Below are 21,843 nucleotides of genomic sequence, written 5' to 3' on the forward strand. Positions count from 1 at the left end.
TGAACCACAACCGCTTCGCAACCCACACCACACAGGAGAAAGCTCATGCTGGAACTGGTCATCGACAACACCGACAGCACAGCGGCCCTCACCAATGAGGGCTGGCGCACACGGGGTCGCTGCCGCGATCTCGTGGGCACCCTGACGCCGCTGTTCTTCTCGGAGAACTTCTACGAGATCGCCCGCGCCAAGGCCATCTGCGCGGCATGCCCGGTGGTGAGCGAGTGCTTCGACGCCGCCAAGGCACGCCACGAGCCATGGGGCGTGTGGGGCGGCGAACTCTTCGAGAACGGGCGCGTCTGCAGGGACAAACGCCCGCGCGGCCGGCCGCCCAGAAGCGGTCACCCGCAATTCGTGATCGAGGAGGTGCCGCTGCCTCCCGACTTGGCCCGCGCCTGAGTCTTCCCCTGCTCAGGCGCGTCCTCCGAGTGGACCCGGCCCCTGCGGCGGGTCCCTCCGCCGGGTCTGCCGACCCCTCCGGCAAACCCGGCACCCAAGGCCTGCACTGCCCCCGCAGGCCTCATCAAGACGGCCCGCCCCGGTGAACTGAGGCTGCCCGAAATGGGCGGCTGGCAGCCCCGGGGCGGGCCGTCGAGCGGTGATGCGAAGCAGCCATCGGCGATCGTCGGCGCGGCCCCATTTGCCGCTGCCGTCCTGAATCCGTCGCCGCAAATGGCGCAAGTAGCCTCGCCTCTGCATGGACTCACCGGGCGGCGCACGCTGGCGGGCACAGCTCAGGGGCTGGCGCGGCGGGCTGTTCGCCCTGCTCGGCCTCTACGCGCTCGGGGCGACGGTGTTCCTGCTGGCCGGCGGAGGTCAGCCCGCCATGACCTCGCTGGTGGCGATGGAAGCCGAGGTCGAAGGCGGGGATGCTGCAGCGAATGCCAGCCAGGTCAGCTCAGTCGACTCGGCCAGTGCCGAAGGGGCTGTGCCTGATGGGGACGGATCGGATGCCGCAGCCACCGCAGCGTCAGAACTGCCTCCGGACTGCAACGACATCGACCCCGTCGAGCACGACGTGGATCCGGGCCTGACCGGCGTGCATGCGTTGGGGTTCGTGACGCTCGAGGAGCAACCGGCAGCATTCGCCGGGTATGAGGGCTGCCCCCTCATCGTGAATTTCTTCGCGTCGTGGTGCGTGCCCTGTGTCACCGAGATGCCCGACTTCGAACGCTTCTGGAATGATCACGGCACGCAGGTTGCCGTGCTGGGTCTGGCGGCCAATGATCGGCTGGAAGACGCCATTGCTACCGTGGCCGACCGCGGCGTGACCTACCCCACCGGGCTCGACGAGGGCGAGCTGTTCATCGACTTCGGCGGGCTGGGCATGCCCACCACGGTGTTCGTGTCGCCCGAAGGCCAGATTCTCGAGACACACAGCGGCCTGCTCACCCTCGAAGACATCACCACCCGAGCAGAGGAGCACTTCGGACTATGAGGACAAAGCGACAGCACAGCGGGCCATGAACAGCGCTCGACTCACCTTCGCTTTCACCGCTGGCATCGTGGCCACGGTGAACCCGTGCGGCTTCGCCATGCTGCCCGCGTACCTGTCGTTCTTCTTGGGCATCGACCGCCGCGCCAGCGAGGGCAGCTCTCGCGCCGGCGTCGGGCGGGCACTCGCCACCGGCGCCGTCGTCACTGCCGGCATTGTCGTGGTGTTCGGCATCGTTGGCATCGCGCTGTCGGCGGGTCTGAGCGCCCTGCGCGACTACGTGCCGTGGGCAGCCATCGTGATCGGTGTCGGCCTCATCGCACTCGGCGTCGCCATCCTCGCCGGCTTTCGCCTGACGGCATACCTGCCCAAGTTCGAGCGAGGCGCCTCAGGGCGGGACGTGCGCTCGCTGTTCCTGTTCGGCGTCAGCTATGCGGTGGCGTCGGTGTCATGCGGGCTGGCGACCTTCCTGGTGGTGGTCACCGCCTCGGCCGGCGACGACAGCTTCGTCGGCGGCATCGTGTCGTTCGTCCTGTATGCGCTCGGCATGGGTCTGGTGCTCACCTCGCTGGCCGTCAGCCTGGCGCTGGCTCGCGGCTGGCTGCTGAGCAAGCTCCGCGTGCTCATGCGCTACACCGACAACATCGCTGCAGCGCTGATGATCGCCGCGGGCTTCTTCACCATCTGGTACTGGATCGTCGATCTGACCGACCGCAGCGGCGACGGGCTGGTGGTGACGGTCGAACGGTGGAGCAGCAGCCTGAGCAACTGGGTCGCCTCAGTCGGCGGGCTGCGGCTGGGTCTCGTGATGAGCATCGTGCTCGCCATCGGCGGCATGGCCATGCTCGTGTCCGGTCGCGGTGGCGACGACTCAGCGGCATCGGACCACGCCGACGAACCCTCCGGGCCCGACCAAGCGGGCAGTGCCGTTGAGGTGCTGAACTAAGCCACCGTGGCACTGCACCTGAAGGACCGCACGCTCCTCGACGCTGAGCGGCCATTTGCCGAGCTGCTCGGCCGGCCAGGTGTGACCGAGGTGCTGCGACTCCGTTCGCGATTCGGATTCATGGCCTTTCACGGCGGGTGGCTCGAAGAGGTCACCGATGACATCGCCGCGGCGGCCGCCGAGCGCAGCGGCGCCTCGGTGTACGCGTGCCTGCAGGGTCCCGACGATCAGTGGCACCTGCCCAGCCACTGCTTCGATCCCGCAGATTCGCCTGTGCTGCGCGAGTTCCTCGACCACGTCGACGTCGTCGTGGCCGTCCACGGCTTCGGCAGCCCCCGCCTATTGCGGGCAGTGCTGCTGGGCGGGCGCAATCGGACGCTCGCGGCCCACGTCGCGGTGCACCTGATCGGGCGGCTGCCCCACTACGAGGTCCTTCACCGTCTCGACGAGATCCCCAAGACATTGGCCGGCCAGCACCCGCGCAACCCGTGCAACCTGCCCCGCAACGGCGGCGTCCAGATCGAGCTGCCGCCGCGCATCCGCGGCAAGAGCCCGATGTGGACAGGATTCCGCGGTCCCGGACGGGTGCCCCATCACGAGGCACTCATCGAAGGTCTAACGGCCGCGGCCCGTGCGTGGCCGCAGACCAGCGCCGCAGCCAGCGACGGTCGTGCGCCGGAGCCCGCGACATCGGCAGCGGGTTGAGCCCTCGCCACCAGGCGACGTGGAGATGAGGCTGCGCATCGTTGCGACGGTCGCCATTGCGGGCGTTGCCGGCGCGGCTGTCCGATGGGCTCTGACGACAGGACTTGACAGCGAGTGGGCGCTGTTCGTGGCCAACGTGGTCGGCTGCAGCGTGGTCGGCTGGGCGACCGGTCGTCGCGAGCGAGCCCGGCACCGCAGGCCAGCTGGGGCGGGCACCGGAAGCGTGGGCCGAAACGATGCCGGCCCCTCGGTTGGTCTGACGATCGGCTTCTGCGGGGCACTGACCAGCATGTCGGCGCTGGCGCTGCAGCTCGCGAGGCATCTCGACCATGGCCGCGTCGCAACGGCAGGAGCGTGGCTCGGGCTGACGATTGCGGCCTGCACAGCGGCATTTGTCGCGAGCCGCTGCGCCGTACTCGTCTACGCGAGGCGGCCATGACGACGCTGATCGTGGCCGTGGGTTTCGGCGTGGCCGCCGCGGCGGGCACGGTGATGCGCTGGAGAATCAGCACCGCGCTCGGACCAGGTGGAACGATGCTCATCAACATCGCCGGCGCTTTCGCACTCGGGCTGCTCGCGAGCACATCGAGCGCTGCGGCAACCGTCCTGGGCACTGCGGGCCTCGGCGCCCTCACCACCGTCTCGGGGATCCTTCCCGAGTCAGCTCGACTTTCCCGCGCCAGCCCGCTGCTGGCCTTCGGCTACATCTCCCTGACGATCACCGGCGCCACCGCCGCGGCCACCGCCGGCCTCGCTCTCACCTGACACTCGTCGACCAGCTTCAACGAGTCGTGCGGGCGGTGTCTCATTGAACTTCACTCAACTAGTGCTCCTGCCTCACACATAGATTGAGCTGCGTGCCAAGCGCTGTCGGCCACGATGAGACCGGCGAAACGTCAGACGAGCCAGATTCAGCGAAGCCGACGTGGCGTCCGCTCACCGTCCTTCTTGCCGTCGCCATCGTGGCCCTCTTGGTCGGGGCCACGTACTTGGTCGCGGGAGGCGACGCGTTCGAGATCTGGGATTCCACACCAGACACCTGTGCTGTCGAAGCTCAGGCCAGCTCAGTCGGAACGATCGCGCCGCCGGTAGCGAGCCAGACCCTGTCAACTGAACCAATCCTGCAGTGGAGACGAGTCGAGCCGCCCGTCGATGATCCCTCTGCGTATGCCTACTCGGACTTGCACAGCACTGACGACGGACGTGTTGCAGTCATCGTCGACGAAGACGGCGGACACCGGCTCGAGTTAACGGCTGACGGCGTCGAATGGGAGGCACACCCGCTCCCCCAGGGAGTCGATCCGCGACATGTGCACATCTCAAGTGACCGCTGGATCATCGTCGAGCGAGCGCTCGATGACAGCGGCACAGGAGCTGGCAGCTTCGCATTCCCCCGCGTGCTTCTCTCGAATGATCGCGGAGCTACATGGACCGAGGTGCCGCTCGATCCGGGGACGCCGCTCTTCTTCGAGGACGGCTACATGGGCACGATCGGATTACATGTCGCGGCGGATCGAGTGTTGCTCGTTTCATACATCTGGCCCTACCCGCAGTTCGCCGAACTGATCGCCGATCGAGGATTCATTGACAGCACCAATGACATCGAGCACTTGGGTCTCGGAACCCACAGCACGACCATGTGGATGCGTGCGGACGAGTCTGGCGAAGATGCCCCGGTCATTGAGATTTCGCACGATGAACTTGGGCTCTCCCCCAGACAAGAGTTGCTTCTGAATCGGTGGGTGGCGGCCGTGACCTCGGGGCCAGACGGGTATGTCCGCACGTACTCGGGGGACGCAAATGGTCTCTCGGTGACCGGCGACTTTGACTTTGATGCCGATCTCGTCAGCAGCGTCGGGACCCGCGACGGCTTCGTGCTGAGCCTCGGCGAGCGTCAGGGAGAATCTCGCCTATTCGCGTCGGCGGACGGACGGGAGTGGAGCGAAGTTGAGGTCGACCCGCCAATTCGAACCCACCTCGCTGGCGCTCGCGGCGGCGACACCGTGTGGGCAGTGATCTTCGGCGACGAGTCGTCGACCTCATTTGCTTCCTTCCGTTGCGGACAAGCACCTCGAACCGCGGCAGTGCTCGAAGGCCTTGCCATTTTGAGGCCACACGACCCGGGGCTTGCGGTCGGCGCTAGCGGGCTGTCGGTGACCGTTCCCATTCGATCTGAGAGGTCGACGTACCCAGACCGGCTGGGTTGGTCGGCCGACGGGATCGTCTGGGACTGGCAAACCGCAGTCGACGCATTCGGGTTCGAGCCCAACAGGATCCGGATAGCCGTGGGCGATGGCTTCGTGCTCGCCAACGTGTACGGCCGATTCACTGAAGACCACGGGTGGTTCGTGGCCGAGGTGCCGTGATTCCGAGAGGCGAGGGGCCCGAGGCACCGCAGCCGAGGAGACAGACGGGGCGTCCGCTCACCGTCCTAGGTGCCGTCGCCATCGTCGCCATCGTGGTCGGGGCCGCATACCTGGTGGCGGGCGACGACCCATTCGATCTTTGGGACTCCACACCCGACGCTTGTGAGGTCGAGAGTTCGTCCGAGTCTTTCGATATCGCCGCGGCGCGGGCCGTACGTCAGGTGCTGTCGCCCGAGCCGGTGCTGCGGTGGACACCGGTCTCACTTCCGGTGGAAGCGGGCGTCGAAACCGAGATCATCTCGTCAGCGTCGACGCCACCAGATGGGCTGGTCTACATCCTCGCAACTGAAAAAGACCGGGTTCGCCTGCTGGCGACCGTCGATGGCGTCGAATGGAACGAGCTGCCGCTGCCCGCCGACGTTCACCCCGAGTTCTTCCGGAGGAGTGATGAACACTGGGTGATTGCCGGTCCGGCGACCGATCGCGGCAGCGACGACGGCGACGACGTTTCTTCCGGCCGTTTTCTCGAGCCACTGGAACTTCCACTCGACCGCGTGGTCGTTTCCGACGACGGCGGAGAGAGCTGGGCGGAAGTGCCCGTCGACCCGCAGAATCCGCCGATGTGGAGTGACCAGCACCTCCCCACGCTCGATCTATTGGTTTCGGGAGAGCAGATCGCGTTGGTCACGCTTGTACGACCCGTGATGCATCTCGACGAGGTCCTCGCTGATCGCGGCCTCCTTCAAGCGAATGAAGATGCCGGCGTCGTCGGTTTCGAAGATGGCGAAGTGGTCGTAGGGATCCGTGAGGCAGGCTCCCTCAGGGCCTCGGACATCTCCGGGTCCGCGAGGATCCTGAGATTGCCGCTTGATGATCTCGATCTGACCGAACGCGACCTGGAACTCGTTCATCGCTTTGACCGCATCAATGCTGCCGGTTTGGGCTACGTACGCGTCTATGCCGGCGACCGCGACGGACTCAAGATCGAAGCCGAATTCGACACCGAGATCGTTCGCGGTGTGGCCAGCGAAGACGACTTCGTCCTCGCAGTCGATCGCGATGAAGCGCGTGGATGGCGTTTCCTTGCCTCGGCCGACGGTCGCACTTGGGACGAGATCTACTCGGCCGGCTCGAGCCTCAGCCTTCCCCTCGCGGGTCTCGGTCCTGATGGCAGGGCATTGGCGGTGGTCGGACACTCGCGCCAGGCGCAGACGGTGCTGACCCTTGGCTGCGGCCAACCGCCGATGCCGGTGGCCGCGTTCGAACTGCCCGAACCCAACGGCTCTTGGGTTTCCGAGCTCGTTGTCAGCGGGGGACCAGCCGGCCTTGTGGCCATTCAGAAATCGGAGAAAATCGAATTCCCTGATACAGAAATTGCCGAGCAAAAAGGCAGGCCAACAGAGACAGAGACCATCGACGAGAAACGCAGAGAAGGCAGCGCGTCTTGGTCGCCGGATGGCGACACGTGGAGCATGCTGGACACACAAGATGCATTCGGCGTCGACTTGGCGTCATCGACCATCCGATTTGCTGTCGGCGGCGATTTTGTGCTGGCGAGAGTCAAGGCCCGGGAGATGAACTCCGCCTGGTACGTCGCCGAAGTGCCGTGACGTTTGATGCTGGCGGGGACTAGGCGGGAGCGGGGATCTCGGTGAAGTTGAGCCAGGGGTGGAGCACTTCTGGCACCGCAATGGAGCCGTCGGGGCGCTGGTGGTTCTCCATGATGAACACGAGCGCGCGGCCGACGGCGCATGCGGTGCCGTTCAGGGTGTGGACCAGCCCGTGGCCGTCGTCGTCGAACCAGCGTGTGCCGAGGCGTCGGGCCGAGTAGTCGGTGTAGTTCGAGCACGAGGTGATTTCGCGGTAGGCCCGCTCTGACGGCAGCCACACCTCGAGGTCGTACTTCTTCGCTGCCGCGGCACCCAGGTCACCCGCTGCCACGTTGATGACGCGATAGGGCAGGTCGAGCGAGCTGACGATCTCCTCCTGGATGGCCCGCAGGGACTCCAGTTCATCCCAGCTCGTTTCCGAGTCGCAGAATGAGAACATCTCGACCTTGTCGAACTGGTGCACCCGGAAGATGCCGCGGGTGTCCTTGCCGTAGGTGCCGGCCTCTCGCCGGAAGCACGATGAGAATCCGGCATAGCGCAGCGGTAATTCGGCCCGGTCGAGCCGCTCGCCCCGGTGCAGGCCCGCCAGCGCCACCTCGGAGGTGCCGATCAGGAACAAGTCGTCGCCGTCGATCTCGTACACCTGGTGGCGGTCGGCGGGGAAGAACCCGGCCTCCACCATCATCTCCGCACGCACGAGCACCGGCGGGACCACCGGCACGAAGCCGTTGCGCTCCAGCAGGTCCATCGTCCACTGCACGAGGGCGAACTCCAGCCGGACCGCTGGGCCCTTGAGATAGGCGAAACGCGAGCCGCTGTTGCGGGCCCCGCTCTCGGAGTCGACCAAGCCGGCCAGCGCGCCGATCTCGGCGTGGTCGTGGGCGGGCGGTTGGCCTCGCTCCCCCACCTCGTGGACCGTCTCAAAGTGCTCCTCGCCACCAGACGGCACATCGACCGCGGCGGGATTGGGAACCTGCAGCGCCAGCTCGGTTCGTCGCTCAGCGGTCTCCCGCTCGGAGACCTCGAGACGTTCCACATCTTCCTTGAGGCGGGCAGCCTCAGCGATCTTCGCTGGACGCTCGTCGGGCGACGCCCGGCCGATCTCGCGCGATGCGGCGTTCTGCGCCGCGCGTGCCTGCTCGGCCTGGTGGGTGACTGCCCGCCATGCCTCGTCGGCCGCGAGCACCTCGTCGATGAACTCCGGCGACGCGCCCTTGCGCGCAGCGCCGTCTCGATATGCGGCGTCGTCTCGAAGCCGGCGCAGATCGATCACGCCGGGTGAAGCTACCGGCGTCTGGGGCCCGCGCCGGGTTTGCCGGTGCTTGCGCACTTGCTCGGCGCCCGCAAGCATCGCCAGATGCCAGATCACGCGCCGGCCCCAGACCGGCACCTCCGCTTTGAAGCTTCTGACACGCCCCCGCTGCCGCTCACGGCCGGGCTGGGCCTGCAGTTCGCCATCCTGGCCATCGCCGGCATCGTGCTGACGCCTGCCATCGTTGTCCGAGCCGCCGATGGCACAGACGAGTACCTGGCGTGGGCCGTGTTTGCCGCCGCGGCGATCAGCGGCGTCAGCACGATCCTGCAGGCGGTCCGCTTCGGACGCATCGGCGCCGGTTACGTGCTGCTGATGGGCACCTCCGGCGCCTTCATCGCGGTCTGCGTCACAGCGCTCACCGACGGCGGGCCGGGGCTCTTGGCCACCTTGGTCGTGGCCTCGTCGCTGTTCCAGTTCCTGCTGGCTGCGAAGCTCTCGCTGTTCCGGCGCCTGTTTACACCGACTGTGGCCGGCACTGTGGTCATGCTCATCGCGGTCTCGGTGATGCCGCTCATCTTCGACATGGTGGCTGCCTCTCCCGAAGACGCTGCCGCAGCGAGTGCGCCCGTCAGCGCCCTCGTGGCTGTCGGCGTCATTGTCGTGATCGCGCTGAAGGCCCGCGGGAGCCTCCGCCTGTGGGCGCCGGTGATCGGCATCGTGGTCGGATCAGTCATCGCGGCGTTCTTCGGGCTCTACGACTTCGACCGGATCGCCGAGGCGGGCTGGATCGGACTGCCCGACGGCGGCTGGCCCGGTTTCGACTTCACATTCGGGTCCCAGTTCTGGATCCTCTTGCCTGGTTTCATATTCGCCACCCTCATCGGCGCCATCGAGACCATCGGCGACTCGGTGGCCATCCAGCGGGTGTCGTGGCGCCGGCCCCGCGCCGTCGACTACCGGGCAGTGCAGGGCGCCGTCGCCGCCGATGGCACCGGCAACCTGCTGTCAGGACTGGCCGGCACGGTGCCGAACACCACCTATTCCATGAGCATCTCGGTCACGGAGCTGACCGGTGTGGCTGCTCGCCGGGTGGGCGTGGCCATCGGCGGCTTCTTCATCGTGATGGCCTTTGTGCCGAAGGCGCTGGCCGTCGTGATGGCGGTGCCTGACGCTGTCGTCGCGGCCTACGCAACGATCCTGCTGGCGATGCTGTTCGTGACCGGCATGCAGATCGTGGTCGCGGACGCGACCGACTACCGCAAGGGGCTGATCGCGGGATTCTCGTTCTGGATCGGCGTGGGCTTCCAGAATGGCGTGATCTTCCCGGCGTATCTCGACGGCTTCGCGGGCGGATTCCTCAACAACGGCATGACGGCCGGCGGGCTGACGGCGATAGTCCTGACGCTGTTCACCGAGGTCGCCCAAGCACGCCCCAAACGGCTCCGCTGCGAGCTGGCAACGTCGTCACTGCCGCAGATTCGGGTGTTCTTGGGCCGCTTCGCCGACAGCAATGGCTGGAGTCGGGCGATGGCGGATCGCCTCGACACGGTGGCCGAAGAATCGCTGTTGACGCTGACCGATGCCGGGAAGCCAGCTAGCGCCGGCGAGACTCGCGCGCTGCGGTTGACATTGAGCAAGCAGGACGGCCGTGCCGTACTCGAGTTCGTGGCCGCGGCGAGCGAAGAGAACATCGAGGACCGGCTCGCTGTGCTGGATTCGCAGAGCGTCGAGCGGCCAGTCGAACGGGACCTCTCACTTCGGATGCTGCAGCATCACGCCGCATCGGTGCATCATCAGCAATATCACGAGGTGGATATCGTGACCGTCCACGTTGACGTGCCCGATCCAAGAGGCTGAGCCCCGGGCCCGCGCAGGCACCGCAGGGGGACGCTCCCATGAACGAACCGTCCTACGACGTCGTCTGGCCCGGAGCGCCGTCAGGCATCGAGCGACGGGAGCTGGCACCGAGGCTCGATACGTTGGCCGGCAAGCGGATCGGGTTCCTGTGGGACTACCTGTTCCGCGGCGATGAGCTGTTCCCGATTCTCGAGCGCGAGCTCGCTGCCCGCTACGAGGGCGTGACGTTCGTGGGCTACGAGACATTCGGCAACACCCACGGCGGCGACGAGGCCGCGGTCATCGACCGCCTGCCTGACTCGCTGCGTTCGCGAGCTGTTGACGCCGTGGTGTCGGGCATGGGCTGCTGAGGCAGCTGCACGCCCGCCGTGGCGCGGGCAGCAGTCGCATCCGAAGCCGCAGGGGTGCCGTCGGTCTCGATCGTGTGCGAGAGCTTCGACGGCCAGGCCGCCGCGACCGCAAAGGGGCACGGATTCGAGCAGCTCCCGCTGGCGATCACCGTGGGCCACGTGGATGCCCAGTCCGCATCGGATATGGAGAGCAACTTCGTCAATCACACCGTGGACGCCATCGTCGCCGGGCTGACCGGAGCATCTGCCGCACGCAACGGGACGAACGGCCGCGTCGCCCGCAGCGATCCGGCCGAGGGCAACGAGCGCTCGCTCGGCCCCTCCACGCTCGACTCAGCATCGCTCAACCCAGCCCCGTACGACACCGTGGCCAGCGGTTCGATCGACGAGATCAACGACGCCTTCGCCGAACGGGGATGGTCCGACGGCCTGCCGATCGTGCCGCCGACGGTGGATCGTGTCGAGCGCTTCCTGGCCGGCACGGGCCTGGACCCCCTGCAATCACTGGGCATTGCCCGAACTACCGGCCGCGACATGACCGTGTGGTCGGTGGCAACCAACGCCGTCATGGCCGGCTGCGAGCCGCGACACCTGGGTGTGCTGCTGGCCGCAGCACGCATCCTGGCCGACCCGCACTATGGCGCAGAGCACTCGGGCAACACCACCGGCGCCGACGCCCTGATGATCCTCGACGGCCCGAATGCGGCAGCGCTGGGCTTCAACTCCGGCGTCGGGGCACTGCGCGACGGTGTGCGCGCCAACACCAGCGTCGGCCGCTGGTTGCGGCTCTACCAGCGCAACGTGTTCGGTTTCACTGCGGCCGAGCACGACAAGTCCACCTTCGGGAACTCGTTCCGCGTGGTGCTGTGCGAAGACGCCACCGCCCTCGCCGACATCGGCTGGGACCCCGTCAGCGCCGAGTTCGGTTTCGGCGCTGACGACGACGTGCTGACCATGGCCCGCTTCAACAGTGGTGCCATCGTCGGCAGCGCGTTCGGTTCCACTCCCGACGAGATCGTGCCGTATCTTGCCGACGGCTTGGCGCGGATCACCGGCTGGGACCTGGGGCACCTGTACGGGCTCGGGCGCATGCACTACCGGCCGCTGCTGGTGCTGTCGCCGATCCTGGCGCGCACCTGCGCAACTTCGGGCTGGACCAAGGCGAACCTGGCCGAGGCGCTCTTCGAGCACGCGCGCATCCCGGCGTGGCGATTCGAGAAGCTCATCGGCGAGTGGACCAACCTGGCGGCAGGCCGTCCCCAGCTCACCGACGTCGTCGCCGCCGGCGATCTGCCGTCGCAGTTCGCCGAATCAGACGATCCCCACCGCCTGGTGCCAATTGTCTCGGAGCCGGCAAAGTTCGTGATCGCGGTCGCAGGCGACGCGAACCGCACAAACGCGTACGTGTTCAGCCACGACGGCCCCCACGGTGACTACACCGCCGCCGCGGTCGAGCAGCTCAGCCTCGACTGACGGCCCGCTCAGCTGCGCGACGTCATGCCCAGCGAAGCTCAGCAGTCGAGGTTGGGACTGAGGTCGCAGCCGGCTGGGTCGGTCCAGAACAGCATTGAGGTGCCCATCGCCGCGTAGACCGCGATAGCGAGCACCAGCCCTCCGACGAACATCCACGTGAACAGCTTGTTGTCGAAGCGCAGGTGCATGAAGTAGGCCACCACGATCTCGAACTTGACGACCATCAGTATCAGCAGCAACGGCACTTCCAGCGGGCCGACCCTGTCATCGAAGAAGTAGATCAGCACTTCGGCCGCCGTGAGCACGGCCAGCAGCAGGGCGACCTTGATGTAGCCCCAGTCGCTCAGGCCGTGGTCATGGTCGTCGTGAGCCTCGTCGGAGGGGTGGATCTCTTCGGATGCGGCTTCGGTGGCGGTGCTCATCGCTGCACTTCCTACGGGATCAGGTACACGACCGCGAAGATCACGATCCAGACGATGTCGACGAAGTGCCAGTACAGGCCGATGATCTCGACGGTCTCTGCTCGCTCAGGACCGATGATCCCTCGATTGATCATCGCCCACAGCGTGACCAGCATGATGATGCCCAGCGACACGTGGACGCCGTGGAAGCCGGTCAGCGTGTAGAAGGCCGACGACGAGATGCTGACGGTGAAGCCGAGGCCTTCCCGGTAGAAGCTCGTGAACTCGTACACCTGGCCGGCGATGAACACGGCACCCTGCGCTGCAGTGGTCAGCAGCCACAGCTTGCAGCGCTCCATCTCGCCCCTGGCGATCGCCGACACCGCGAGCACCATGGTGAGCGAGCTCATCAACAGCACGAACGAACTCACCGAGGTGAACGGGATGTCGAACAGATCGGCCGCTTTCAGCGACCCTTCGCCCGAGAGCGGTTGACGGTTGCGCAGCAACAGGTAGGTCGAGATCAACGCCCCGAAGAGCAGGCAATCCGAACCCAGGAAGGTCCACATCGTCAGCTTCTCGTTGGACAGGCTCGTGGTGGGCGGGATGATCTCGTAGTCGTCCCACTCCGTGCGCGGGTAGGCGATCTGCGGTTCGTCGCCTTCGGCCGGTTCGACGGCGGCCGCTGCGCTGCCGGTCGTGGGGGTGTCAGTCACCGGCGGCCTCCCCGTTTGCGGTGCTGGCGGTCAGCACGCCGTTCCCGTCATCATGGCCGTCGGGGCTGTCGTCATGATTCCCGCCGCCGTGATCATCGTCGTGGTCGCCATGCCCGTCGTGGCCGTGACCGTGACCCGCATCGGGATCGGTGGCCGGCTCAAGGGTCCAACCGAACATGGAACCGACCAGCAACAACAGCCCGATGCCGGCGATCCACAGGTTGTAGATCAGCCCGAACCCGATGAGCGGCATGCCCATCGCCAGCACGATCGGCCAGTACGACGGCGACGGCAGGTGCGGGTGCTGATCGCCGATCTGGGCGATGTCGTTGCCGTAGGCAATCCGTCGCAGCTTGCCGGTTCCGTCGGGCTGGTATTTCTTGTGCCAGAAGTCGTCGACATCGCTCACCACGGGCACGTAGTCGAAATTGTGCTCGGGCACCGGCGAGGGAATGGCCCATTCCAGCGTGCGGCCGTCCCACGGGTCGGCTCCGGCCCCCGGCTCCAAGCCCCGGCGGTAGCGGCCCCACGTGCGGAAGATGTTGACGGCCAGGATCACCATGGCAATGAGCATGAAGAAGTAGCCGATGGTGGCGATCTTGTTCCAGAACTCGAAACCGTCGAATTCCCCATAGACACTGTGGCGCCGGGCCATCCCCTGCAAGCCCACGATGTGCATCGGCCCGAACGTGACGTTGAAGCCCAGGAGCATCAGCCAGAAGTGCCAGCGGCCGAGCCGGTCGTTCAGGTGGTAGCCGAACGCCTTGGGCCACCAGTAGTACATGCCGGCGAACATGCCCATGAGCGCGCCGCCCACGAGCACGTAGTGGAAGTGCGCCACGATGAAGTACGTATCGGTCTGCTGGGTGTCGGCGGGCGCGATCGCATGCATGACGCCGGACAAGCCGCCGATTGTGAACATGGCCACGAGCGACACCGAGAACATCATCGGCACGGTGAAGCGGACCTTGCCCGCCCACATGGTCGCGATCCAGTTCAGGATCTTCACGCCCGTCGGCACCGCAATGAACATGGTGGTCGCCGAGAACGCCGCCACCGAGACCGGCCCCATGCCTGAGGTGAACATGTGGTGCGCCCACACGCCCCATCCCATGAAGCCGATGGCCGCACCCGACAGCACCACGATCGGGTAGCCGAACAGCGGCTTGCGGCTGAACACCGGCAGCGTCTCGGACACCACGCCGAATGCCGGCAGGATCAGGATGTAGACCTCCGGATGGCCGAATATCCAGAACAGGTGCTGCCAGAGCAGCGGGTCGGCGCCCGCGTCGACGTTGAAGAAGTTGGCATCAAAGGTTCGATCGAACGTCAACAGGATCAGCGCCACCGTGATGACCGGCAGGGCGAACACCAGCAGGAACTGCACCACCAGGATCATCCAGGTGAACACCGGCATGCGCAGCAGGCTCATGCCCGGGCAGCGCATGTTGATGATGGTCACCAGCAGGTTGATGGCACCCAGCAGCGAGGCGATGCCGGCAATCTGCAGGCCCAAGGCGTAGAAGTCCATGCCGTGGCCGGGGCTGAAGGACATGCCGGTGTTGGGCGCATAGGCGAACCAGCCGCCGTCGGCGCCGCCGCCCAGGAACCAGCTGAGATTCAGGAAGATGCCGCCGAAGAAGAAGATCCAGAGGCCCAGCGCGTTCATGCGCGGGAAGGCCACGTCCCTGGCGCCTATCTGCAACGGCACGAGATAGTTCGCGAACGCGTTCGCCAGCGGCATGATCACCAGGAAGACCATGGTGACGCCGTGCATGGTGAACAGCTGGTTGTAGAAGTCGGCGCTGATCACCTCGCCGTCGGGCGCCCACAACTGCAGGCGCACCAGCCCGATCTCGAGGCCGCCGATCAGGAACCAGAACAGCGCGAGGGCGCCGTACATGATCCCGATCTTCTTGTGGTCCACCGTGAAGAGCCACTCGCGCCAGCCGGTCGCGTGCGTGGGACGGGCGAAGACGCCGGTACGCGGTGAATCGTCTCCGTGCGAGTCCGGCTCAGCCACCTCGAGCTCGGTGCCCGGTCCAGAGCCGTCCGGAAGATCAGGACTTTCCGGCTGATCGGTGATGATTGCCATCAGGTCGTTCTCCTAGGCCCTGCTCATCAGGGCAGCACCGGCGGGCTGCCGAGGGTTTTCAGGTAGGCCATCAGATTGTCGAGGTCTTGATCGGTCAGCACCTCTGAGAAGTCCAGCATGCCCTGCTGGTTGTCGGCACGAGCGGGCTTCATGTCGGGCGCGTTGCGCACCCACTCACGCAGCTCGGCAATGTTGAGCTTGAGACTTCCGTCGGGATTGCGCAGGTATGCCCCATCGGGCCCGGTCTGGTAGGTCTCGTACAGCGCTCCGGCAAAGGCTGTGCGGCTCATCAGGTTGGTGAGATTCGGTGCGATGCCCGCGAGCAGGTTCGCATTGCCCCCCGCCGCGCTCTCGTAGGCGCCGTCGACGACGTGACAGCTGATGCAGTGGGTCTCGAACAGCGTGGCGCCGGCCGCTTCGGGTGTTTCTTCGGTAGGCAGCGCTTGCGCCGCCGCCTTGCCCGCGAGCTGTTCTTCCACCCAGCGTTCGAAGTCGTCTGGCGTGAGCACGATGGTGCGCATCTGCATGTTGGCGTGGCTCAGCCCGCAGAACTCCACGCACTCGCCGTAGAAGATGCCCGGTTCGTCGGAGCTGATCCGCCAATCGTGAATCCGGCCGGGCACGGCGTCTTTCTTGCCGTTCAGCTGGGGGATCCAGAACGAGTGGATGACGTCGTTGGAGTGGATCTCGAGGTTGATCTCTTCCCCGGTCGGGATGACCAGGTCGTTCGCCGTCACGATGTCGTACTGGCCGTCTTCGTCGAGGTCGTAGCTGAACTGCCACCACCACTGCTGGCCCTCGACCTTGATCGTGCGCCCGTCGCCTTCGTCGGCGAGCGCGAACACCGTCGGCAGCGTGAAGATCGTGAGGAACACCAGCAACGCCGTCGGGATGATCGTCCACGTCAGCTCGGCCTTGCGATTGCCGTGGATCTGCGGCGGCAGGTCATCGGGGTCGTCGGTGGGCTTGGCCCGGAACTTCACGATGATCGCGAAGACTGCGGCAGCCACGAAGATGCCGACGCCGACCGCCATCCAGCCCGACAGGCGCATGAGGAAGTCGATGTCCTGAGCCTCCTGGCCGATCGGCTTGGTGGCATCGAGGCGACCGGTGGCACAGCCCGCTGCCATCGCAGCCAGCAGCGCCAGCGCGAGCAGGCGCCAGCGTCGAGCGAAGCCGGTGCCCATCACTCGTGCCCTCCGTCGGACTCGCTCATCTCGCCCGTTCCGCCGGCGCCGTGATCGTCGGCCTCGCCGTGACCATCGGCTTCGGCGTGGCCGCCATGGTGATGGAACTCACGCTCGCCGATCACGGCCGAGGTGATGCCCGCGACGATGAGCGCAACGCCGCCCAGCACCAGCACGGATGCCGTGACAGCGCGTCGCAGCTGCGGCTTCTCGATCGCGGAGATGAGCAGCAGCGCCACGCCCGCGATCGTGAGCAGGGAGTCGGTCACCAGCCCCACCATGAGCACGCCCATGCCCACCGCCGCCATGATCGGCCAGTACGCCGGGGTCGGTCGGTGCTCGTGCGAGTGCTCCCGGTCGAGCGAGTCGCCGTCGCCCACCGTCAGCGCCAGGGCGAACAGCAGAGCGAAGGCCCCGGCGGCCACGCCCAGCACGATCGTGGCGTACATGACGACGTGACCGGTGCCGTCCATGCCGGTGAGCACGCCCACCGCCACTGCGGCCGCGGCAGCCAGCGCGATGCGCCCGGCGAAGTACCTGCTGGCAATGCCGACCATCGATCCCCTACTTCACCACGTACACGACGTACCAGGTGGCGGCCCACGCAAGTACGGCGAAATCCCAGAAGAAGACCGCTGCGCCCAGCGGCGTGGAACGGTCGCGGCCCACGCTGCCGCCCAGCGAACGGAGCGTCATCAAGCCCAGGTAGAACATCCCCACGATCAAGATGGCCAGCGAAAGCCCGGTGACCGCGAACGCCAGGGTCGCCCATTCGCCCGAGCCGATCTCGAACTCCATGCGGTTCAGGCTGAACATCACCATGTTGAAGAAGGCGAGCCCCATCACCAGGGTGAGCGCCATGCCCACCCAGGTGTGGCCGCGTTCACCGCGGCCGCTGGCCCACACCGCCCAGTGCGCCGTGACAACCGAGACCAGCAGGGTGATGAGCGCGTAGACGAGCTGCGGGTTCGGCACCGATTGGCCGGCGAGCCAGTCGTGTCCGGGGTCGATGCCCGAGGCATGCCGGCGCGCCATGTAGTGGCCCAGTGCCCCGGCGACCGCCATGGCTCCGGCTGCGATGGCGAACCCGGTGCCGACGAGCTGGCTGCGGGGGCGCGGCGGCGGGCCGGGAACGCTGTAGCGCCCCGGCTGCGAAGCTTCGACGAAGCCCGTCGTGTCCGCCATCAGGCCGGCACCTCTTCTGCGTCGCGTTCGGCTGCGGCACCGGTCCCGTTGAGCCCGTTGCCGTTGAGCTCAGCATCGAGCAAAGGGGTTCCCGAGGTGAGTTCCGGCAAAGCCGCAGCAGGGCCGAGCGGTGGCGGCGAGGGCAGCAGCCACTCGGGCGTCAGCCCGTCCCACGGGTCGGCTTCGGTGGCGGCGCCCTTGCGCATGGCCACGCTCACGAGCAGGTTCAGCACCACGAGCGCCACGCCGACCAGCACGATGACGACACCGACGGCGCCGAGCGCCGACAGGCCTTCAGCGCCCGAATCGTCAACCTGATCGGCATAGCGAGTAGTGAGCAGCGGCGCGCCATACACGAACTGCGGCTGCTCGGTGAAGACGCCTGACAGCGTCGGGCCCAGCCACGCCAGGAGAGCACCGCCGCCGATTGCCAGGAGGCTGGCGAACCCGGCAAGCTCAGACAACCGTCGGCCCCAGATCTTGGGCGCCCACCAGTGCAGCGCAGCCAGCCCGCCCAGCAGCCCGGCGCCGTAGATGAGCAGGCTCTGCTGGCCGGTGACCCAGGTGGTGAATCGCAGGGGAGCATTTCCATCGACGCCGCGTCCCGCGATCTGCAGCCAGTCCACGCCGGCGCCGATCAGGCCGACCAGTGCAGCCACTGCAATGAGCGTTCCGGCGCCGAACGCAGCGACCACCGCCGTGTTAGGCCGCGTCAATGACACGGCACCGCTGCGAGGCCGCGGCCGGTTGCGGCTCTGCCACAGCGTGAAGCCCAGCAGCGCCAGCAAGCCCGAGACTCCTGCGAGAGCGCCCGCATACAGGCCGACCAGCACAATGCCCTCGAGGCCGTCGACGATGTCGGCGCCCTCGCCCGTGATGCCGAAGTTGGCCCAGGCGCCGAAGCCGAAGAGCCCGACGAGTCCCATCGTGAAGTAGAGCGCCAGCGGCTCGAAGACCCAGCGGCGTGCGGCAGCCAGCATGATCTCGGCGACCACGCCGAGCACCGGAACCACGTAGATGAACAGCTGCGGCGTGCGGTACATCCAATCGATGCGCGACCAGATGCCGTAGTTGCCGCCGAGAAAGCGCGGGCCGTAGCGGTGCTCGATATAGAGAATGACGATCTGGCCGAGCACTACGCCGAGGCTCACCACGAGCATCGACGCCGTGACGAGCGCCGACCAGGCGAACGGCGGGGTGCGGTCCATGTACATGCCCGGCGCACGCATGGTGAGCGTGGTGACGGCAACACAGATCGCTCCGGTGAGCAGCGAGATCACGAGCCCCGCTAGAGCCAGCAGGTGCAGATCCACCCCGTCCGAGAAGCCGCCGCCGGGACCGCCGTTGGCGATGTACGCCCCGACGAGCACACCTGCAGACACCAGCCAGCCCCAGAACGACAGGGCTGCCGCGCGCCCGAAGGCGATGTTCGGCGCTCCCACCTGCAGCGGCACCACATAGATGGCGATACCCAGGAACAGCGGGATGAGCATGCCGAACACCAAGGCATCCCGGGTGAACGTGAAGACCTGCACAAACGAGTCGGCGTTGAGGACGGTGTGGTCGCTGGACGAGGTCAGGTCGAATCGCACGAGCAGATCTGCGATCGCGCCGGCCAGGGCGAACAGCAGCGAGCAGGCAATAAACAGCCGGCCGATGCGCTTGTGGTCGGCGGTGTTGAGCCAGCCGAACGCCGTCGGGTCTTCTGCCGGGACGGCCCCGGCAGATCCCCCCGAATGCGTCGCTTCGGTAGTGGCATCGGTCATGCGGCGAAGTGATTCCCGAACTCGGCTGGCGGCGCCGCTTTGGGGCGACGCCAACGGGGCACTCTAGCGACCCGCGGCCCCCTCAACCAGATTGTTCGCCCCGCTCCTTCCCGCTCTTGTTCGCTGCGCTCACGGGCCGCTCGGGCCACGGCTTCGCCGAGCGGCTCAGCCTCTGGCTTCATCACCAGCTGAGCCGAACGACCACGTCGACAGCCATGGCCGCGAACAGCAGCCCCAGGTACGCGATCGAGGTGTGGAACACGCGCATCGCGGTCTGGGGCGTCAGCGCCCGCCACAGCGTCACGAGCTGCCATCCGAACGCAGCGCCGCCGGCAAGCGCGACCGCCCAGTACAGGCCTCCGGCGTCGGCTGCCACGGCAAACCACAGCGACAGCGCGATCACCGCGAGGGTGTGCAGCGTCATCTGGACCAGCACCGAGCGCTCGCTGGCCACCGACGGCAGCATCGGCACCTCGGCGGTGTCGTAGTCGTCGGCATAGCGGATGGCGAGCGCCCAGAAATGCGGCGGCGTCCAGAAGAAGACGATCGCGAACGCGATCCAGGCCTCGAGCGACAGCGTGCCGGTCACGGCGGCCCAGCCGACGAGCACCGGCGCAGCGCCGGCCGCTCCGCCGATGACGATGTTCTGGGCCGACGACCGCTTCAGCCACAGCGTGTACACGAACACGTAGAACAGGCACGCAGCCAACGCGAGCAGGGCTGCAAGCAGGTTGGCGCCCCACCACAGAATCCCGAACGCTGCCGCTTCGAGAACCACGCCGTAGATCAACGCAGCGCGCGGTGTCACCGTGCCGACCACCAATGGGCGGTGGGCCGTGCGAGCCATCGTCGCATCGATGTCGCGATCGATGTACATGTTGAAGGTGTTGGCGCCGGCCGCCGACAGCGTGCCGCCGACCACGGTGAACAGCATCAGCGCCACCGACGGCACGCCGCGTTCGGCCACGAACATCGGCGGCACCGTCGTCACCAGCAGCAGCTCGATGATGCGCGGCTTGGTGAGCGCGACGTATCCCCGCAATGTCGATCCACGCAGTGTTGGGCGCAGCGCCGCCAGCATTGCTGTGAGGCTACGAGTCGCCCCTAACGTTTCAGCGTGAATTTGCCGGACCCGTCGCCGCGGGGGCGCAGGCTGAATCCGATGCGCCTGCGAGGGCGCAGGCGGTACGTCACGCCCGAGCGCTTCGCCGTGATCGCGCGCTGGGCCCTCTGGTCGCTCGTGGCGATCGTCGTCACTGGCTCGCTTGTGCGTCTCACCGGCAGCGGCCTGGGATGCAGCGACTGGCCGACCTGCGAGCCCGGCGAGTTCGTGCCCGCGGCCGACTTTCACGGCTGGGTGGAATTCGGCAATCGCATCGTGACCGGCCTGGTGTCGGCGGCCGTTGTTGTGGCTGTCGCTGCGTCTTGGTGGCGGCAACCACGCCGGGGCGACTTGGTGTGGTGGTCGCTGGGCCTGGTGGCCGGCGTGATCTTCCAGATCGGTCTCGGCGCCGTGACCGTGCTGACCCACCTGTCGCCGCCGATCGTGATGTCGCACTTCCTGGCGTCGCAGGTGCTGGTGTCGGCCGCGGTGGTCTTGCAGCATCGAGCGTCGTGGGAGCCGCCGCCCGGCGGCATCGGCGCTGCCCGGCCGCCGGCGCAGGTCCGGACGCTCGCATGGCTGGCCGCGGCGCTCACGGCTGCGGCGCTGTGGACCGGGACGGTGGTGACCGGCACCGGGCCCCACGGCGGTGACGAGCATGTCGAGCGCCTGCAGTACGCCCTGCCGTCGGTGGCCCGCATTCACGGCATCACGGTGGCAGTCCTAGCTGCAGCCACCTTGTTGCTCGCTTTGCGGGTGCGACGGCTGGTCGCGACAACGAGAGGCGAGACAACGGCCGAGCTTGGGCGGCGCATTCGGATCGTGATCGGCGTCATGGCCGTGCAGGCCGCGATCGGGTACGTGCAGTACTTCAATGAGCTGCCGGTGCTGCTTGTGGCGCTGCATGTCGTCGGCGCAACGCTGCTCACCATCACGATGACCCGCTTGGTGCTCGCGGCAGAGACTGGACGGCGCGCCTCAGCAGAGACCGGCGTTGCCGAATCGGTTGGCATCGCGGGCCGCGGCTTCGCAGAATGAACCCGTGAGCCCGACTGCTCCGACTGTCGCACCTCGGCTGGCGAACGCCCCAGCCGTTGCCGACCCCGAAGTTGTCCGCGATCCGACCAGCGAGGACGAGCACAGCACTGACGTGCCGTGGGTGGTGCTGGTTTGGAACGACCCGATCAACTTGATGAGCTATGTCGTGTACGTGTTCCAGAAGCTGTTCGGCTACAGCGAGGCCAAGGCGACCGAGCTGATGCTGGATGTGCACAACAAGGGCCGTGCCGCAGTTGCTTGGGGCTCACGTGAGAAGGCCGAGCTGGATGTCTTCAGGCTCCACGAGTACGGCCTCTGGGCCACCATGCAGAAGGACAACTGAGCTGTGCTCGCGG

The 21,843-nt window shown here is 66.8% G+C and carries 22 protein-coding genes; 13 read left to right on the forward strand and 9 right to left on the reverse strand.

Translation table 11 applies throughout. The features are described 5' to 3' along the window. The first annotated feature begins 45 nt into the window (after window positions 1-45). The 8 genes from VI480_RS03510 to VI480_RS03545 all read left to right on the forward strand — a co-directional run bounded on the left by VI480_RS03510 (window position 46) and on the right by VI480_RS03545 (window position 7,062). Window positions 46-399, forward strand: coding sequence for a WhiB family transcriptional regulator (locus VI480_RS03510; protein WP_323671430.1), 354 nt, complete (start codon window positions 46-48; stop codon window positions 397-399). A 298-nt stretch (window positions 400-697) separates the two neighbouring features. Further along, window positions 698-1,438: a TlpA disulfide reductase family protein gene (locus VI480_RS03515; protein WP_323671431.1), complete on the forward strand. Its 741-nt coding sequence runs from the start codon at window positions 698-700 to the stop codon at window positions 1,436-1,438. A gap of 25 nt (window positions 1,439-1,463) precedes the next feature. Then, complete coding sequence (locus tag VI480_RS03520) at window positions 1,464-2,381, forward strand: cytochrome c biogenesis CcdA family protein (protein WP_323671432.1); 918 nt, start codon at window positions 1,464-1,466, stop codon at window positions 2,379-2,381. Between the two features lie 6 nt (window positions 2,382-2,387). Then, a complete protein-coding gene (locus VI480_RS03525; protein ID WP_323671433.1) occupies window positions 2,388-3,086 on the forward strand; it encodes a poly-gamma-glutamate hydrolase family protein in 699 nt (232 codons plus the stop codon). 25 nt (window positions 3,087-3,111) lie between these two features. After that, on the forward strand, window positions 3,112-3,525 hold the full coding sequence (locus VI480_RS03530) for a CrcB family protein (protein WP_323671434.1): 414 nt from the start codon (window positions 3,112-3,114) through the stop codon (window positions 3,523-3,525). Continuing rightward, window positions 3,522-3,851 (forward strand): CrcB family protein, encoded by a 330-nt coding sequence (locus VI480_RS03535; RefSeq protein ID WP_323671435.1) that lies wholly within the window; start codon window positions 3,522-3,524, stop codon window positions 3,849-3,851. Before VI480_RS03530 ends, VI480_RS03535 begins: the two co-directional genes overlap by 4 nt. A 92-nt stretch (window positions 3,852-3,943) precedes the next feature. Beyond that, a complete protein-coding gene (locus VI480_RS03540) occupies window positions 3,944-5,452 on the forward strand; it encodes a hypothetical protein (protein WP_323671436.1) in 1,509 nt (502 codons plus the stop codon). Window positions 5,453-5,544: 92 nt separating this feature from the next. Then, window positions 5,545-7,062: a hypothetical protein gene (locus VI480_RS03545; RefSeq protein WP_323671437.1), complete on the forward strand. Its 1,518-nt coding sequence runs from the start codon at window positions 5,545-5,547 to the stop codon at window positions 7,060-7,062. Window positions 7,063-7,081: 19 nt separating this feature from the next. Here VI480_RS03545 and serS read toward each other — a convergent pair whose 3' ends face one another. After that, the gene (gene serS, locus VI480_RS03550; protein WP_323671438.1) at window positions 7,082-8,335 is read right to left on the reverse strand and encodes a serine--tRNA ligase; all 1,254 of its coding nucleotides are present in this window, start codon (window positions 8,333-8,335) and stop codon (window positions 7,082-7,084) included. A gap of 84 nt (window positions 8,336-8,419) precedes the next feature. Here serS and VI480_RS03555 point away from each other — a divergent pair, with 84 nt between their 5' ends. The 3 genes from VI480_RS03555 to VI480_RS03565 are packed head-to-tail and all read left to right on the forward strand — an operon-like array spanning window position 8,420 to window position 11,997. Then, window positions 8,420-10,174, forward strand: a complete 1,755-nt coding sequence (locus tag VI480_RS03555) for a uracil-xanthine permease family protein (protein WP_323671439.1) — start codon at window positions 8,420-8,422, stop codon at window positions 10,172-10,174. A gap of 38 nt (window positions 10,175-10,212) precedes the next feature. Beyond that, on the forward strand, window positions 10,213-10,524 hold the full coding sequence (locus VI480_RS03560) for a hypothetical protein (protein WP_323671440.1): 312 nt from the start codon (window positions 10,213-10,215) through the stop codon (window positions 10,522-10,524). 18 nt (window positions 10,525-10,542) lie between these two features. Then, window positions 10,543-11,997 carry a UGSC family (seleno)protein gene (locus VI480_RS03565; protein WP_323671441.1) on the forward strand — a complete coding sequence of 485 codons (1,455 nt, stop codon included), beginning with the start codon at window positions 10,543-10,545 and terminating at the stop codon, window positions 11,995-11,997. A 38-nt stretch (window positions 11,998-12,035) separates the two neighbouring features. On the opposite strand, the gene VI480_RS03570 is transcribed toward VI480_RS03565, so the two are convergent. From VI480_RS03570 to VI480_RS03605, 8 genes are all read right to left on the reverse strand, one after another. Beyond that, complete coding sequence (locus VI480_RS03570) at window positions 12,036-12,419, reverse strand: cytochrome C oxidase subunit IV family protein (RefSeq protein WP_323671442.1); 384 nt, start codon at window positions 12,417-12,419, stop codon at window positions 12,036-12,038. Window positions 12,420-12,430: 11 nt separating this feature from the next. Further along, a complete protein-coding gene (locus VI480_RS03575; protein WP_323671443.1) occupies window positions 12,431-13,114 on the reverse strand; it encodes a cytochrome c oxidase subunit 3 in 684 nt (227 codons plus the stop codon). Further along, window positions 13,107-15,209, reverse strand: a complete 2,103-nt coding sequence (locus tag VI480_RS03580) for a cytochrome c oxidase subunit 4 (protein ID WP_323671444.1) — start codon at window positions 15,207-15,209, stop codon at window positions 13,107-13,109. Before VI480_RS03580 ends, VI480_RS03575 begins: the two co-directional genes overlap by 8 nt. Before the next feature lie 26 nt (window positions 15,210-15,235). Beyond that, entirely contained in the window at window positions 15,236-16,396 is a 1,161-nt protein-coding gene (gene coxB, locus VI480_RS03585) for a cytochrome c oxidase subunit II (protein ID WP_323671509.1), read from the reverse strand. After that, window positions 16,396-16,953 carry a hypothetical protein gene (locus VI480_RS03590; RefSeq protein ID WP_323671445.1) on the reverse strand — a complete coding sequence of 186 codons (558 nt, stop codon included), beginning with the start codon at window positions 16,951-16,953 and terminating at the stop codon, window positions 16,396-16,398. The genes coxB and VI480_RS03590 overlap by 1 nt, the downstream gene beginning before the upstream one ends. 7 nt (window positions 16,954-16,960) lie before the next feature. After that, window positions 16,961-17,581 (reverse strand): cytochrome c oxidase subunit 3, encoded by a 621-nt coding sequence (locus VI480_RS03595; RefSeq protein WP_323671446.1) that lies wholly within the window; start codon window positions 17,579-17,581, stop codon window positions 16,961-16,963. Further along, window positions 17,581-19,347, reverse strand: coding sequence for a cbb3-type cytochrome c oxidase subunit I (locus VI480_RS03600; protein WP_323671447.1), 1,767 nt, complete (start codon window positions 19,345-19,347; stop codon window positions 17,581-17,583). The genes VI480_RS03595 and VI480_RS03600 overlap by 1 nt, the downstream gene beginning before the upstream one ends. 181 nt (window positions 19,348-19,528) lie before the next feature. After that, the gene (locus tag VI480_RS03605; protein WP_323671448.1) at window positions 19,529-20,428 is read right to left on the reverse strand and encodes a heme o synthase; all 900 of its coding nucleotides are present in this window, start codon (window positions 20,426-20,428) and stop codon (window positions 19,529-19,531) included. Between the two features lie 36 nt (window positions 20,429-20,464). Between VI480_RS03605 and VI480_RS03610 the strand changes: the two genes are divergently transcribed. Beyond that, entirely contained in the window at window positions 20,465-21,487 is a 1,023-nt protein-coding gene (locus tag VI480_RS03610; protein WP_323671449.1) for a COX15/CtaA family protein, read from the forward strand. A gap of 4 nt (window positions 21,488-21,491) precedes the next feature. Then, window positions 21,492-21,830, forward strand: coding sequence for an ATP-dependent Clp protease adapter ClpS (gene clpS, locus VI480_RS03615; RefSeq protein ID WP_323671450.1), 339 nt, complete (start codon window positions 21,492-21,494; stop codon window positions 21,828-21,830). The last annotated feature ends 13 nt before the right edge of the window (window positions 21,831-21,843 follow it).

This window comes from Candidatus Poriferisodalis multihospitum, assembly GCF_028283155.1.
GTDB lineage: Bacteria > Actinomycetota > Acidimicrobiia > Acidimicrobiales > Poriferisodalaceae > Poriferisodalis > Poriferisodalis multihospitum.

Bases quoted from the DNA above. Each gene is read 5' to 3' on its own strand.
- VI480_RS03510 (WP_323671430.1), top strand. From the start codon at position 46: ATGCTGGAACTGGTCATCGACAACACCGACAGCACAGCGGCCCTCACC.
- VI480_RS03515 (WP_323671431.1), top strand. From the start codon at position 698: ATGGACTCACCGGGCGGCGCACGCTGGCGGGCACAGCTCAGGGGCTGG.
- VI480_RS03520 (WP_323671432.1), top strand. From the start codon at position 1,464: ATGAACAGCGCTCGACTCACCTTCGCTTTCACCGCTGGCATCGTGGCC.
- VI480_RS03530 (WP_323671434.1), top strand. From the start codon at position 3,112: ATGAGGCTGCGCATCGTTGCGACGGTCGCCATTGCGGGCGTTGCCGGC.
- VI480_RS03535 (WP_323671435.1), top strand. From the start codon at position 3,522: ATGACGACGCTGATCGTGGCCGTGGGTTTCGGCGTGGCCGCCGCGGCG.
- VI480_RS03555 (WP_323671439.1), top strand. From the start codon at position 8,420: ATGCCAGATCACGCGCCGGCCCCAGACCGGCACCTCCGCTTTGAAGCT.
- VI480_RS03560 (WP_323671440.1), top strand. From the start codon at position 10,213: ATGAACGAACCGTCCTACGACGTCGTCTGGCCCGGAGCGCCGTCAGGC.
- VI480_RS03570 (WP_323671442.1), bottom strand. From the start codon at position 12,419: ATGAGCACCGCCACCGAAGCCGCATCCGAAGAGATCCACCCCTCCGAC.
- VI480_RS03580 (WP_323671444.1), bottom strand. From the start codon at position 15,209: ATGGCAATCATCACCGATCAGCCGGAAAGTCCTGATCTTCCGGACGGC.
- coxB (WP_323671509.1), bottom strand. From the start codon at position 16,396: ATGGGCACCGGCTTCGCTCGACGCTGGCGCCTGCTCGCGCTGGCGCTG.
- VI480_RS03590 (WP_323671445.1), bottom strand. From the start codon at position 16,953: ATGGTCGGCATTGCCAGCAGGTACTTCGCCGGGCGCATCGCGCTGGCT.
- VI480_RS03595 (WP_323671446.1), bottom strand. From the start codon at position 17,581: ATGGCGGACACGACGGGCTTCGTCGAAGCTTCGCAGCCGGGGCGCTAC.
- VI480_RS03600 (WP_323671447.1), bottom strand. From the start codon at position 19,347: ATGACCGATGCCACTACCGAAGCGACGCATTCGGGGGGATCTGCCGGG.
- VI480_RS03605 (WP_323671448.1), bottom strand. From the start codon at position 20,428: ATGCTGGCGGCGCTGCGCCCAACACTGCGTGGATCGACATTGCGGGGA.